The organism is Rhodococcus sp. 14-2470-1b (assembly GCF_002259415.1).
GTDB lineage: Bacteria > Actinomycetota > Actinomycetes > Mycobacteriales > Mycobacteriaceae > Rhodococcoides.
In genome coordinates, this window is sequence record NZ_NPFY01000004.1 from 141,500 (window position 1) to 154,058 (window position 12,559).

12 protein-coding genes are annotated in these 12,559 nt (G+C 64.8%); 5 read left to right on the forward strand and 7 right to left on the reverse strand.

Annotation, left to right across the window (positions count from 1 at the left end; genetic code table 11):
* The first annotated feature begins 35 nt into the window (after positions 1 to 35).
* On the forward strand, positions 36 to 1,208 hold the full coding sequence (locus CH293_RS01970) for an acyl-CoA dehydrogenase family protein (protein ID WP_037113841.1): 1,173 nt from the start codon (positions 36 to 38) through the stop codon (positions 1,206 to 1,208).
* Positions 1,209 to 1,259: 51 nt separating this feature from the next.
* Here the strand turns inward: CH293_RS01970 and CH293_RS01975 are convergent, their stop codons facing one another.
* Positions 1,260 to 2,645 carry a cystathionine beta-synthase gene (locus tag CH293_RS01975; protein ID WP_037113842.1) on the reverse strand — a complete coding sequence of 462 codons (1,386 nt, stop codon included), beginning with the start codon at positions 2,643 to 2,645 and terminating at the stop codon, positions 1,260 to 1,262.
* 140 nt (positions 2,646 to 2,785) lie between these two features.
* On the opposite strand from CH293_RS01975, the gene CH293_RS01980 reads away from it, so the two are divergent.
* Positions 2,786 to 3,766 carry an SGNH/GDSL hydrolase family protein gene (locus tag CH293_RS01980; RefSeq protein ID WP_037113540.1) on the forward strand — a complete coding sequence of 327 codons (981 nt, stop codon included), beginning with the start codon at positions 2,786 to 2,788 and terminating at the stop codon, positions 3,764 to 3,766.
* A gap of 30 nt (positions 3,767 to 3,796) precedes the next feature.
* On the forward strand, positions 3,797 to 5,017 hold the full coding sequence (locus CH293_RS01985) for an acetyl-CoA C-acetyltransferase (protein WP_037113543.1): 1,221 nt from the start codon (positions 3,797 to 3,799) through the stop codon (positions 5,015 to 5,017).
* Positions 5,018 to 5,093: 76 nt separating this feature from the next.
* On the opposite strand, the gene CH293_RS01990 is transcribed toward CH293_RS01985, so the two are convergent.
* Positions 5,094 to 5,939 (reverse strand): Bax inhibitor-1/YccA family protein, encoded by an 846-nt coding sequence (locus CH293_RS01990; protein ID WP_094719187.1) that lies wholly within the window; start codon positions 5,937 to 5,939, stop codon positions 5,094 to 5,096.
* A gap of 232 nt (positions 5,940 to 6,171) precedes the next feature.
* Between CH293_RS01990 and CH293_RS01995 the strand changes: the two genes are divergently transcribed.
* Positions 6,172 to 6,594 (forward strand): hypothetical protein, encoded by a 423-nt coding sequence (locus CH293_RS01995; protein WP_037113845.1) that lies wholly within the window; start codon positions 6,172 to 6,174, stop codon positions 6,592 to 6,594.
* Between the two features lie 9 nt (positions 6,595 to 6,603).
* On the opposite strand, the gene CH293_RS02000 is transcribed toward CH293_RS01995, so the two are convergent.
* The 3 genes from CH293_RS02000 to CH293_RS02010 all read right to left on the reverse strand — a co-directional run bounded on the left by CH293_RS02000 (position 6,604) and on the right by CH293_RS02010 (position 9,325).
* Positions 6,604 to 7,725: a class I SAM-dependent methyltransferase gene (locus CH293_RS02000; RefSeq protein ID WP_094719188.1), complete on the reverse strand. Its 1,122-nt coding sequence runs from the start codon at positions 7,723 to 7,725 to the stop codon at positions 6,604 to 6,606.
* 242 nt (positions 7,726 to 7,967) lie between these two features.
* Positions 7,968 to 8,492 (reverse strand): peroxiredoxin, encoded by a 525-nt coding sequence (locus CH293_RS02005; RefSeq protein WP_037113547.1) that lies wholly within the window; start codon positions 8,490 to 8,492, stop codon positions 7,968 to 7,970.
* Positions 8,493 to 8,515: 23 nt separating this feature from the next.
* On the reverse strand, positions 8,516 to 9,325 hold the full coding sequence (locus CH293_RS02010) for a tyrosine-protein phosphatase (protein WP_094719189.1): 810 nt from the start codon (positions 9,323 to 9,325) through the stop codon (positions 8,516 to 8,518).
* Between the two features lie 89 nt (positions 9,326 to 9,414).
* Here CH293_RS02010 and CH293_RS02015 point away from each other — a divergent pair, with 89 nt between their 5' ends.
* Positions 9,415 to 9,978 (forward strand): Lrp/AsnC family transcriptional regulator, encoded by a 564-nt coding sequence (locus CH293_RS02015; RefSeq protein ID WP_037113550.1) that lies wholly within the window; start codon positions 9,415 to 9,417, stop codon positions 9,976 to 9,978.
* 41 nt (positions 9,979 to 10,019) lie between these two features.
* On the opposite strand, the gene CH293_RS02020 is transcribed toward CH293_RS02015, so the two are convergent.
* Both CH293_RS02020 and CH293_RS02025 read right to left on the reverse strand, forming a co-directional pair.
* Positions 10,020 to 11,705, reverse strand: coding sequence for an NAD(P)/FAD-dependent oxidoreductase (locus CH293_RS02020; protein ID WP_094719190.1), 1,686 nt, complete (start codon positions 11,703 to 11,705; stop codon positions 10,020 to 10,022).
* Entirely contained in the window at positions 11,702 to 12,517 is an 816-nt protein-coding gene (locus tag CH293_RS02025; protein WP_037113553.1) for a carbon-nitrogen hydrolase family protein, read from the reverse strand. Before CH293_RS02025 ends, CH293_RS02020 begins: the two co-directional genes overlap by 4 nt.
* Positions 12,518 to 12,559 lie beyond the last annotated feature (42 nt).

Here is a 12,559-nt window from a genome sequence, read left to right on the forward strand (position 1 = left end):
GGAGACACCGCAAAAGCGAAATGAGGCGTTTGAACGTGGCCGATTCACAATCCGTCGACGAGCTGTTCTCCATCGATTCCCTTCTCGATACCGAGGAGAAAGAGATCCGCGACACCGTCCGAAAGCTGGGCAACGAACGTATCCGCCCCCACCTGGCCGAGTGGTTCGAGGACGGCACCGTCCCCGCTCGCGAGCTGGCCAAGGAGCTGGGTGCGCTCGGACTCCTGGGAATGCACCTCGAGGGGTACGGCTGCGCGGGCACCTCGGCAACCGCCTACGGCCTTGCATGCCTCGAGCTCGAAGCAATGGATTCGGGCATTCGTTCGCTGGTCTCGGTGCAAGGCTCGCTCGCGATGTTCGCGATCTGGAAATACGGCTCCGAGGAGCAGAAGCAGCAGTGGCTGCCCGGTATGGCCGAAGGCAATCTCATCGGCTGCTTCGGACTCACCGAGGCCGACTTCGGATCCAACCCGGGCGGCATGCGGACGCGGGCGAAGAAGGACGGCAGCGACTGGGTCCTGAACGGCTCCAAGATGTGGATCACCAACGGCCCGGTCGCCGATGTCGCCGTCGTATGGGCTCAGACCGACGAGAAGATAAGAGGTTTCGTCGTTCCGACGGACACCCCGGGATTCACCGCGAACACCGTCAAGAAGAAACTCTCGCTACGCGCGTCGATCACCGGTGAACTGGTGCTGGAGGATGTCCGGCTGCCCGAGGATGCCGTGCTCCCCGAAGCCCATGGACTGCGTGGCCCGCTCAGCTGCCTCAACGAAGCACGCTTCGGCATCATCTTCGGCGCGATGGGCGCAGCACGTGACTGCATCGAGTCGGCCATCGAGTACTCGAAGACACGCGAGGTGTTCGACAAACCCCTCGGCGGTTACCAGCTGACGCAGGCCAAGCTCGCGAACATGGCACTCGAACTGGGCAAGGGTCAGCTGCTGGCGCTGCACCTCGGCCGGCTGAAGGACAAAGGCGAACTCCGCGGCGAGCAAGTGTCCGTGGGCAAACTCAACAACGTTCGCGAAGCAATCGCGATCGCCCGCGAGTGCCGGACAATTCTCGGTGCCAATGGCATCACCCTGGAGTACCCGGTGCTCCGCCACGCCAACAACCTGGAGTCCGTTCTCACCTACGAGGGAACGTCCGAGGTTCATCAGTTGGTGGTCGGGCAAGCACTCACCGGCACCAGCGCGGTTCGCTGACCCGTTGTGAGTGGTTGTGTATGGTCGGCCATACATAACCACTCACGAGGGCTATGCGCCCTTGGACAAGAAGCCGAGCAGGTCGTGCCGGGTGATGACGCCGACGGGCTTGCCTTCCTCGACGACCATCAGGGCATCGGTCTCCCCGAGCGCCTTTGTGGCGTCGGAGACGTTCTCGCCTGCACCGATGAGAGGGAACGGCTCGCTCATGTGCTTGGCGACCGGATCTGCCAACGCTGCGCGGCCCTCGAAGACCGCACTGAGCAGTTCGCGCTCGGTGACACTGCCCGCGACCTCGCCCGCCATCACGGGAGGCTCTGCTCCGACGACGGGCATCTGGGAGACGCCGTACTCGCGCAGGATCTCGATGGCGTCACGCACCGTTTCCGACGGGTGCGTGTGCACCAGGTCGGGAAGTGCGCCGGACTTGCCGCGGAGCACGTCGCCCACCGACGGCTCGTCGGTCTTGCCGTCCAGGCGCGAACGGAGGAAGCCGTAGGAGGACATCCAGTCGTCGTTGAAGATCTTCGCGAGGTAGCCGCGACCACCGTCCGGGAGCAGCACCACGACGAGAGCGTCGGGACCTTCACGCTCGGCGATGCGGAGGGCACCGACGGCAGCCATACCGCACGATCCGCCCACCAGGAGTCCTTCCTCGCGGGCGAGACGCCGGGTCATGTCGAAGGAATCGGCGTCGGACACGGCGATGATCTCGTCGGGAATGGACGGGTCGTAGGCCGACGGCCAGAAGTCCTCACCGACGCCCTCGACGAGGTACGGACGGCCGGTGCCACCCGAGTAGACCGAGCCTTCCGGGTCGACACCGATGACCTTGACCTTGCCGCCGGAGATCTCCTTGAGGTACTTGCCCGTTCCGGAGATGGTTCCGCCGGTTCCGACGCCCGCGACGAAGTGAGTGATCTTCCCGTCGGTGTCGGCCCAGATCTCGGGTCCGGTGGTTTCGTAGTGGCTCTGCGGGCCTGCCGGGTTGGCGTACTGATTGGGCTTCCATGCACCGTCGATCTCACGCACCAGGCGGTCGGACACGCTGTAGTAGCTGTTGGGGTCCTCGGGAGCGACAGCCGTCGGGCAGACGACCACCTCGGCTCCGTAAGCGCGCAGCACGTTGCGTTTGTCCTCGCCCACCTTGTCCGGGCAGACGAAAACGCACTTGTAGCCACGCTGCTGTGCGACGAGCGCCAGACCGACGCCGGTGTTGCCCGAGGTCGGTTCGACGATGGTGCCGCCTGGCTTCAACTCGCCCGACGCCTCGGCAGCGTCGATCATCTTGATGGCGATGCGGTCCTTGGAGGACCCGCCCGGGTTGAGGTATTCGACCTTGGCCACAACCGACCCCGCGTTGTCGCCGACAACAGAGGAGAGCTTGACCAACGGGGTGTTGCCGATGAGTTCGGTGACGTGCTGAGCGATGCGCATGACTTCATCTTCCCAGATCGCGCTCGGAGTGGAGTCCCCGGAATGACCCGATCGCACCCTACGCGCTTCTCGGTACCGAACGAGACACCCGGACGGATGCTTACGATGGACGGTGTGGTGCGGACCGTGGGAATGAGAACGTGTCGGTGAGTCGGTGGAAAGGTGCAGCCAAAGCGGGTGCCGCGACGGTGATCGCAGGCTCGTCAGCTGGGACCGCGTCGTGGGCGGCGTACAAGCACCTGATGGCGCAAGCGACCTCCGCACGAGGTGTCATCGGACGCTCGACTGCGAAACCGCCGGAGGCCGACGGCGTCTACGGGCCCGGTGATCGAACACCGGAACGCTGGCGCATCGGAAGTTCCGCCGATATTCATCTGATGATCTTCGGAGACTCGACGGCAGCCGGAGTCGGCTGCACTGTCGCCGACGAGGTACCCGGAGTTCTGGTGGCCCGCGGGTTAGCCGACGAAACCGAGAAACGAGTGCGGCTGAGCACCAAAGCTATCGGCGGCGCGACGTCGAAGGGCCTCGAGGGCCAGGTCGACGCGATGTTCGTCGCCGGACCGCCACCGGACGCGGCCGTCATCCTGATCGGCGCGAACGATGTCACCAAGAAGTTCTCCATCGCCGCGTCGGCAACGCGATTGGGAAATGCGGTGGAACGACTCACTGCGAAGGGCACCGTCGTCGTCGTCGGGACGTGCCCCGATCTCGGCGTCGTGACCGCCATACCTCAGCCTCTGCGGACCGTCGTCCGAAACTGGGGTCTACGGCTTGCACGTGCGCAGTCCGACGCAACCTTGAAGGCAGGCGGTCATCCCGTTGCGCTGGCGGACTTGCTGTCACCGGAGTTCCTTGCTGCCCCGGACACGATGTTCTCCGCGGACCGATTCCATCCGTCGGCCGCGGGCTACGAACTTGCTGCTCGCCAACTGCTGCCCGTCCTGGCAGCGGCGTTGGGTGAGTGGCACGGTGGCCCGCTCCCCGAGCTCCCCGATGTGTCCGCCGCGGCCGAATCCCGCCGTTTCGTGCCGCGCGCGGCGGCGTCGGTGGAGAGTTTTCTGCGTCGCCGGCGAAGCGAGACGGAGGCGCACAACCAGCCTTACCCACGGGTAACTTAGTATCCGAAGTAGTCAACCCAAGGAGAGTTCATGCCAGAAGCAGTGATCGTCAGTACCGCTCGTTCACCCATCGGCCGCGCGATGAAAGGCTCGCTCAAGGACATCCGTCCCGACGACCTCACCGTCCAGATGGTCGCTGCGGCGCTCGCCAAGGTCCCCGAGCTCGACCCGACCGACATCGACGACCTCCTCCTCGGATGCGGCCTTCCAGGCGGCATGCAGGGAAACAACCTCGCCCGTATCGTCGCGGTTCTGCTGGGGTACGACTCGCTGCCCGGCACGACCATCACCCGCTACTGTTCGTCCTCGCTCCAGACCACGCGTATGGCGTTGCACGCCATCAAAGCGGGCGAGGGCGACGTCTTCATCTCCGCAGGCGTCGAGAGCGTGTCCAACTTCATCCACGGCAGCTCCGATTCGCTACCGCAGAGCCACAACCCGCTGTTCGCCGACGCCGAGGCACGCACCAAGAAGGCTCAGGAGGAAGGCGCGGACAGCTGGACCGATCCCCGTGAGAGCGGCGAGCTGCCCGATGCGTACATCGCCATGGGTCAGACTGCCGAGAACGTCTCGTTGCTGACCGGCATTAGCCGCGAGGAGCAGGACCACTGGGCCGTCCGCAGCCAGAACCGAGCCGAGGAAGCGATCAACTCCGGTTTCTTCGAACGCGAGATCACCCCCGTCACCCTGCCGGACGGCACTGTCGTGTCCAAGGACGACGGCCCCCGTGCAGGAACGACCTACGAGAAGATCAGCGAGCTCAAGCCGGTCTTCCGGCCCAACGGAACGGTAACCGCAGGCAACGCGTGCCCCCTGAACGACGGTGCGGCCGCGCTCGTCATCATGAGCGACACCAAAGCCAAGGCACTCGGTCTGACCCCGCTGGCCCGTATCGTGTCCACCGGTGTCACCGGAACCTCCCCCGAGATCATGGGACTCGGACCGATCGAGGCCACCAAGCGGGCGCTGAAGATCGCGAATCTCTCCATCTCCGACATCGACCTGTTCGAGATCAACGAGGCATTCGCGGTGCAGGTTCTCGGTTCGGCACGTGACCTCGGCATCGATCACGACAAGCTCAACGTCTCCGGTGGCGCGATCGCCGTCGGTCACCCGTTCGGCATGACCGGTGCGCGTATCACCACGACCTTGCTGAACAACCTGAAGACGCAGGACAAGACCTTCGGTGTCGAGACCATGTGCGTCGGCGGCGGCATGGGAATGGCCATGGTGCTCGAGCGCCTCAGCTGACGCGTACTTCGAGCCACCTGTCAACACGAGAAAGGCCCCGCACTCACGAGGAGTGCGGGGCCTTTCCGTGCAGCGACTAGTCGTTGTTGAAGTAGCTGAGCAGTCGCAGGATCTCGACGTACAGCCACACCAGCGTGATGGTCAGGCCGAAGGCCACACCCCACGCAGCCTTCTCCGGCGCCTGCGCGCGGATGAGCTGGTCTGCCTGATCGAAGTCCAGCAGGAAGCTGAATGCAGCGATGCCGATGCAGACGAGGCTGAAGATGATGGCAATGGGTCCGCCGTCACGGAGGCCCAGGCCGCCGTCCATGAAGAAGCTTGCGACGAGGTTGCCGAGCGCCAGCACGACGACACCGATGAGTGCACCGACGATCATGCGGGTCAGGCGCGGAGTGACGCGGATGGCACCGGTCTTGTAGACGACGAGCATTCCGAAGAACACACCGAACGTACCGAGCACGGCCTGTGAGATCAGAGTTCCAGCCGACGCACCCTGAATGGGGAACGTGAACAAGAACGACAGCGCACCCAGGAAGATGCCCTCGGCGACCGCGTAGGCAAGGACGACTGCCTTGCTGTCCATCTTGCGGCCGAACGTCGCGAACAGGACCAGGCCGAGACCGACCAGACCACCGCCGATGACGAAGGGAGCTGCAAGGCCGGGGTTACCGTCGACGAGGATGAACGAGACGATCGCGGTCAGCGCGAGCACGCCGAGTGTGATGCCCGTCTTGGTCACGACGTCGTCGATCGTCATCGCCCGCGACGTGGGGCCTGTCTGGTAGGGATCGCCGTAGGCCTGCGGCTGACCGAACTGCTGAGCAGCCTGCGAGGCACCTGCCGTCGCAGAGCCGAACGTGGCGTATCCGCCGCCCTCTTGCTTGGGCAGGTTGCGGAACACCGGGTTGCTGGAGGTGCGCACCGTGTCGCGTCCTTTCTGAAGGTCGATCCTTCTTCGAGTTCGAGCCCGTCGCGTCGCGTCGAGCCCGACAACCGGTAGTGAACCGGCAGCTGTATGTAAAACTCCCACATACGGACAAAAGTTCCCAGTCGGACCACACGACTTCCGACAATTCGGACTCTACCTGCCTTCGTGACGAACCGCGCAGACACCGGCAGTTTCCCGCGGCGCCTCGGCGGGCACTATGGACAACATGAGTATCGAAGACGGACCAGGCGACACTTTGGACCAGAGCGAAAGCCTCGACTCGGACGAGGTGCGCAACGACGACGGCGACGACATCGTCGATGCACCGGACCATTACAGCGAGGCCGACCGGTTCGGAACGACACCGAACGAAGCGCTCGAAGGCGAGAGCCTGGACGAGAAATTGAGCGAGGAAGAACCGGACACCGCCCTCGAGGAAGAGGAACGATCGGTGACGGAGACTCCGGACGACGAGCTGACCGAGGAGATCGTCGACCACGAGATCGTCGGTTCGGACGAGGACCCGGACATCGATTACGCGGACGGGCAGCGTCAGGCCGAGATCGTCGAGGGGACACTCGTCGAGGACCGGGGCCGCGATCGCGGCCAGATCGACGGCACCCCGGAAGACGGCGGCCCGGTCGAGTAGACGAGCTGGTCAGGCGATCGACCGGGTGACGGTGAACTTGGCATTCTTTCCCGCCACCGCGGTCGGTCCCACCGCGGCGGCCAGCGCACGCCGGTAGTTGAGGTGGGTGTTGTAGACGGTCCACATCTCGCCGTTCGGACGCAACACCCGCCCGGCCGCCTCGAACAACTTCTGGGCACTGCCGGTGTGCAAGGACGCCCCTTCGTGGAACGGTGGGTTGCACACGACCAGGTCGACGGAGGAGTCGGGGAACGTGGAAAGCGCGTCGTCCCGCACGACGTCGATGTCCAGACCGTTCGCCCGCGCGGTCGCTGTCGCCGACGCCACCGCCGCGGCGGATCTGTCGGTTGCGTGGACCCGAGCGTCGTCGCGCGCACGGGCCAGCAGGCAGGCGAGTATCCCGGTTCCGCAGCCGAGGTCGACGATCTGGCGTGCACCGGGCAACATGCGGTCCGTGAATTCGGTCAGGAATCGTGTTCCGACGTCGAGCTTCGCCCCGGCGAACACCGCGCCGTGCGCGACGACGGTGAGATCCAGGTCTTCGAGCACCGCGGTCACGGGATAGCTTCGAGTCTCGGAAGGAACAGGTTTCGACGCTGTCAAGACGCGAGCCTTCTGTCTACCCCGGCCTGCGGTGACCGTCTCGAACGACGATCGGAGAACGGTGTTCATCGCCGGCGCCATGTGCTTGTCCCGTCCGCCCGCGAGCACGACAACCCCGGGATCGGCGTGAGCGGCGATTGCCTCGGCGATCTCGGTGAGCTCGGCGAGGCTGCGCGGCAACTGCAGCAGCACCAGGTCCGCGCCACTCAGCAGCGATCGGTCCAACGCGTGGTGAGTGTGCGCGCCGGACATGCCTACCGAGCTCGCATTGCGATCGAGTGCGAGTTCACCCGTGTACGAATCCTGGTGGACGCGAATGCCGGTCGCGCCGTACTGCACTTGAAGTCCGAGCGTGAGCGCGCCGTAGCGATCACCGATCACGGTGACCCGGCGGGCGGACACGTTCGGAACCGATTCGCCTGCCGTGTCGAGCAGAAGACGGTCTGCGGCGTCGACGGCGAAGAGGTTGACGGCCTCTGCGTCGGGGCGACGACGGAGTCCGGAGAGGACAGTTTCGAGATCGGGCACGACGCCCAGTCTCCCACCCCGCAACGTCGCTTTCCAAAAACGTTGTCGGTCAATATTTTTCTCGTGTGCTGCTCAGCGCGTCCAGGTGGCGTTTTCCCTCGAACGGGGGCATGCTTCATAAGATGGAACCGAATACCAAGATCGAGGCTCTTTTCAGCCACGCTGACAAGACTGCCGCCGAATCCACGTCCGAGAACAGCAAGCCCGCCGTGTACACGCCGCTGTTCAGCGGAGAAGCCGGGTCAGGCCAGATAGCGTAGGTAATCCAGCGCCTTGTCGGCGTGCACGTGCGCACGCTCGCTCGTCACCACCAACCGCACCACCCTGTCGCGATCGATGACGAAGGTCGTTCGTTTCACCGACAGGAGCTGACGGAGAAACCCACGCTTCACCGCATGGGATGATCGGTTGGAAATTTCTTGTCGGCGTCTGCGGCGCGTCAGCCACCCGCCACGCCTGACGCCGAACTGGCCTGCTACCGAGGCGTCCGAGTCGGCAAGGAGCGGATAGTCGAAGGAGCGCTGCAACGCGAAGTGCGACTGTTTGTCGGTGGTGTCGGTGCTGATCCCGACCCGTTGCGCCCCCAGCGCCTCGAACGACCGGCCCAGATCCCGGAAGTGGCACGCTTCGGCCGTGCAGACCGGACTGGACGCCGCGGGATAGAAGAACAGCACTACAGGGCCCCTGGCCAGCAACTCACCGAGGGACCGCACATTCCCCTCGTGATCCGGTAGCCGAAAATCCGGCGCCGTTTGTCCGGTACGCATGCTGGACAGGGTACGTGCTCGGTTCAGTCCGTCGGGACGAGCAGCGCAGATTTCAATCGTTCGACCTGGTCGAGACCTATGCCGAGCTCGTTCAAGTATCCGTCGAACGACCCGTAGAGCTCGTCGACGACGCTCAGCCCGTGTCGGTAGTACTCCTCGGTGACACCGAGAACGGCGTCGGACAGATACACCGGTCTATCACCGCTCGTGCTCTCGCCCCCCTTCCCGTCACCATCCGACCAGATGTCGGACAGGTGCGCACGCAGCGGAGCGATTGCCGCATTGCTGGCCATGTAATCGGCCAGGATGTCCTGCTCGAGCACCCCGGCTGCGCGCAGGACCGTCGCTATCGTCCATCCCGCGCGATCCTTGCCCGCAGCGCAATGCACGAGAACGCCCTCACCGGTGCCGTCCGAGACAGCGTCGACGACGCGACGAATGGCTACCTTTGCCCCGGCGAGCGAGGGAAACGAGGTGTATGCGCGCATCATGTACTGCAACTGTGCTTCGGCGTCGACGACTGTGCCGAGTTCGTGCGGCGCTCGTTCGCCCTTGTGGTTCTCGTACGGAGTGCTGTGCACCTGGACCGAGGACGGCACGCGATCACGACCGGCGCGATCGATCTCGGACTGCCCACGAAGATCGACCACGTGGCGCACTCCGGTACGGACGAGCGTTTCCGCACCCTCGGCATCGAGCCGACTCAGCTCCGAGGACCGAAACAACCGGCCTCGCATGACCTCACGACCGTCGGCTGTCCGAGCGCCCCCGACATCGCGAAAGTTCCACGCTCCCGACAGTCGGAACTGATCGGTCGACTCGATACTGGCCATGAACGCACACTAACCATGAGGCGAGAATCCGCGGCCTGCCGGGGCGCCGTCGCACGCACGGAACGGTCGTCGCCACTACCGTGAAACACATGACCGATTTCGACCGCACCGACGCCCGCCTTCTGCTCGCCCTGTGCGCGAAACCGCGTGCCACCGGCGTCGAACTCGCCGGAGATCTCGGTCTTTCCCGCAACACTGTTCAAGCTCGACTCACGCGGTGGGAGGACAAGGAGGCCTTGACGCCCATCGACCATCGAGTTCGTCCGCGCAGTCTCGGCTACGCCCTGCAGGCCTTCGTCACCACGAGGGTGGATCAGCATCGACTCGCAGAGGTCACCGACCATCTGGGAACCATTCCGGAGGTGCTCGAGGTGTTCGGGCTCTCCGGTGCCTCCGACATGCACATCCGAATCGCGGCAATCGACGCCGACGACCTGTACCGGGTGGCGGGCTTGATCCTGAAGATCCCGGGCGTGGAACGAACCAACATGTCGATCGCGATGAGCGAGCTCATCCCCTACCGGACCAAGCCGCTGCTCGAGCGGGCATCCGGGCTCGAACCCGCTGCAGGCGCTCGCAGCCGGGACGCCGAGGCCCCGGACAGTCGGAACCGGCGCCGCCCCCGACGCGACGCCGACCGACCTCGACCGTAGCTCATCGCGGGCACCGTCAGGTAGCGACGAACCCCGCAACCTCAGTGGTCACCGAGCCGTAGAGGGGCAAGCTGCTCGAAGACGTCGCCCGGACCGGGGTTGGTGGCCCGGGAAGATCCGCCGAGATGGTGCACGACGCCCCACACTGCGTTGAGGGCCGTCTGGATCGCGCCTTCCGCCCAGCCCGCCGTCCACGAGATGTCGTCGCCGGCGAGGAACAGTCCGCGATGGCGATCGTCGAAGGAATCCTGCACGAAATGGCTGAACAGTCGCTCCTGGTATCGGTAGTGACCGGGGAGGTTCGCTTTGAACGCACCCAGGAAGTCGCGTTCGGTTTCCCACGACACGGTTACCGGTTCGCCGACGATGTGGGAGCGGAAGTCGACGCCCGGATAGATCCCTTCCAGCGATCGGAGCACGAGGTTCATCCGCTCGGTCGGGCCGAGCGCCAGTAGCTTGAGGGAATCGTCGGACCAGGTGTAGGACAGGCAGATCAGACCGGGTTTTCCCTCTCCTTGATCGAGCAGGTACGTACCTCGGCTCATCCGGTCGGTCAGCGTCATGCTGACGACGTCGCGCCCGGTGTTCGGGTCCTTGTCTTTCCAGAAGGGTCGGTCGACGAGCACGAACACCTTGGTCGACCCCATGTAATGGGTGCGTTCGATCGCGGTCCAGTGGTCGATCGGTAGCAGGTCGTCGTCGCATTCGATGGTGGAGAGCAACATCCAGCTCTGTGCGGTCACGATGGCCGCAGGGTAGGTGCGCTCGCCGCCGTCCGCGTCTCCGACGACTATTCCGGATTCCGCGCGACGTAACCGCACCACGCGAGGTGCGGTGCTGCCGTCGTTGAGCGACTCCACCGACGTTCCCTCCGGCCAGTGATCGGACGTCGTCGACGCGCGCCACAGACCCTCCGGGAGTTGTTGCGATCCACCGACGATGCCTCGGTGGTGATCGTCGGCCGCGGTGACCACGACTCTCAGTATCTCGAGAATCGAATTGGGGTAGTCGGTGTCCCACCCACCCGTCCCGAAGCCGACTTGCCCGAACACTTCTCGCAATTCGAAGGACTTGAAATGTTCGGACGAGGCGAGGAATCCATAGAACGTCCGGTCGTCGAAACGCTGCACCAACTCGTTCCACAACGTCTTTATCTCACCGGTGTCGCGAGCTCGGATCGCCCGTTGCAACGGAACGAGATCCGCGTGGTCCTCGAGCGTGCGTTGCCATGCCCGGGCCACCTCGCCGAAGACATCGGGTAGATCGTCGAGGCTCTGCGCGTAGTGACTGGTGCCCTTGAGGTCGATGACCGTACTCGGCGTCGCCTCGGCGAGCGGGTTGGGAAACGGCTCGGTTTGCAGTCCGAGTACGTCGAGGTAGTGGAACAGCGTCGTCGACGACGGCGGGAATCTCATGGCGCCCATCTCGGCCACCACCCCGGGATGGCCGTCGAACGGGATGGACCGCATCCGTCCGCCGATTCGATCCGATTCGTAGACAACCGGTTTCAAACCCAGCTTCGTGAGCTCGTACGCCGCCACCATTCCGGCCAGTCCCCCGCCGATGACGGCGACCTCGCTGCCGAGCGCCGACGCGGGCACCTCTCCCAGCCCGTCCGCATGCGCGACGTAGTCGTCGTAGGCGAAGGGAAAGTCGGGTCCGAACATCGTCAGCGGACGCTCGGCCGAGTCGGCGGACGTACTGTCCGGCGTCACCGGCGTAGTCATGAAATTCCCTTTCTGGCATGTAGATACAGGTCCGGTCGACGGTCCGCGAGATGAGTGTTGATCGACCGGGACCGGGCGAGCATCACCGTGTCGATGTCGACGGCGAGGGATTCCTCGCCGCGGCCCGCGCGGGCGAGTTCGGTGCCATCGGGAGCGATGGCACACGTCAGACCGCAGTACTGCAGCTCGCTTTCACGGCCGCACCGGTTCACGTAGGCCAGGAACATCTGACTCTCGTACGCCCGCGCGGGGACGACGTGGGTGGCGACGACGTCGAACGGCGTCATGAGCCCAGTCGGCACGATCAGGAATTCGGTGCCGGAATCGGCATGTGCTCGAACGGCTTCCGGGAACTCGACGTCGTAGCAGATCAGTAGGCCGCACCTCACCCCGCCCAGGTCGAACTGCGCGACGAGTCGATCGCCGGGGACGAAGTGGCCGCGGTCCAGGTCCCCGAAGAGATGGGTCTTGCGGTAGCGCGCCACGGGAAAACCGTCGGCGCCGACCACTTGAACGGAGTTGTACACGACAGATCCGTCTCGTTCGGGATATCCGTAGACGACGGCCACGCCTGTCTCGGACGCGATGCGGGCGACGACGTCGAAGATCGGGCCGTCGGCAGGTTCGGCGCGGGCCGCGACGAGCTCGCCGATGTCGTAACCGCTGACCGACATCTCGGGCGTGACGAGGATGTCGGCCCCCGCACGCGACGCGTCGGCCGCTGCCCGGCCGAGGGCAGCGAGGTTCGCTTCGACGTCACCCGAGAACTCGGGGCCCTGGTAGAGCGAGGCGCGCAGGGCGGGCTTGCTCATGAATTCTCCTCCCCGAGCTGCTGTCTTCTTGTCCGAGAGCGT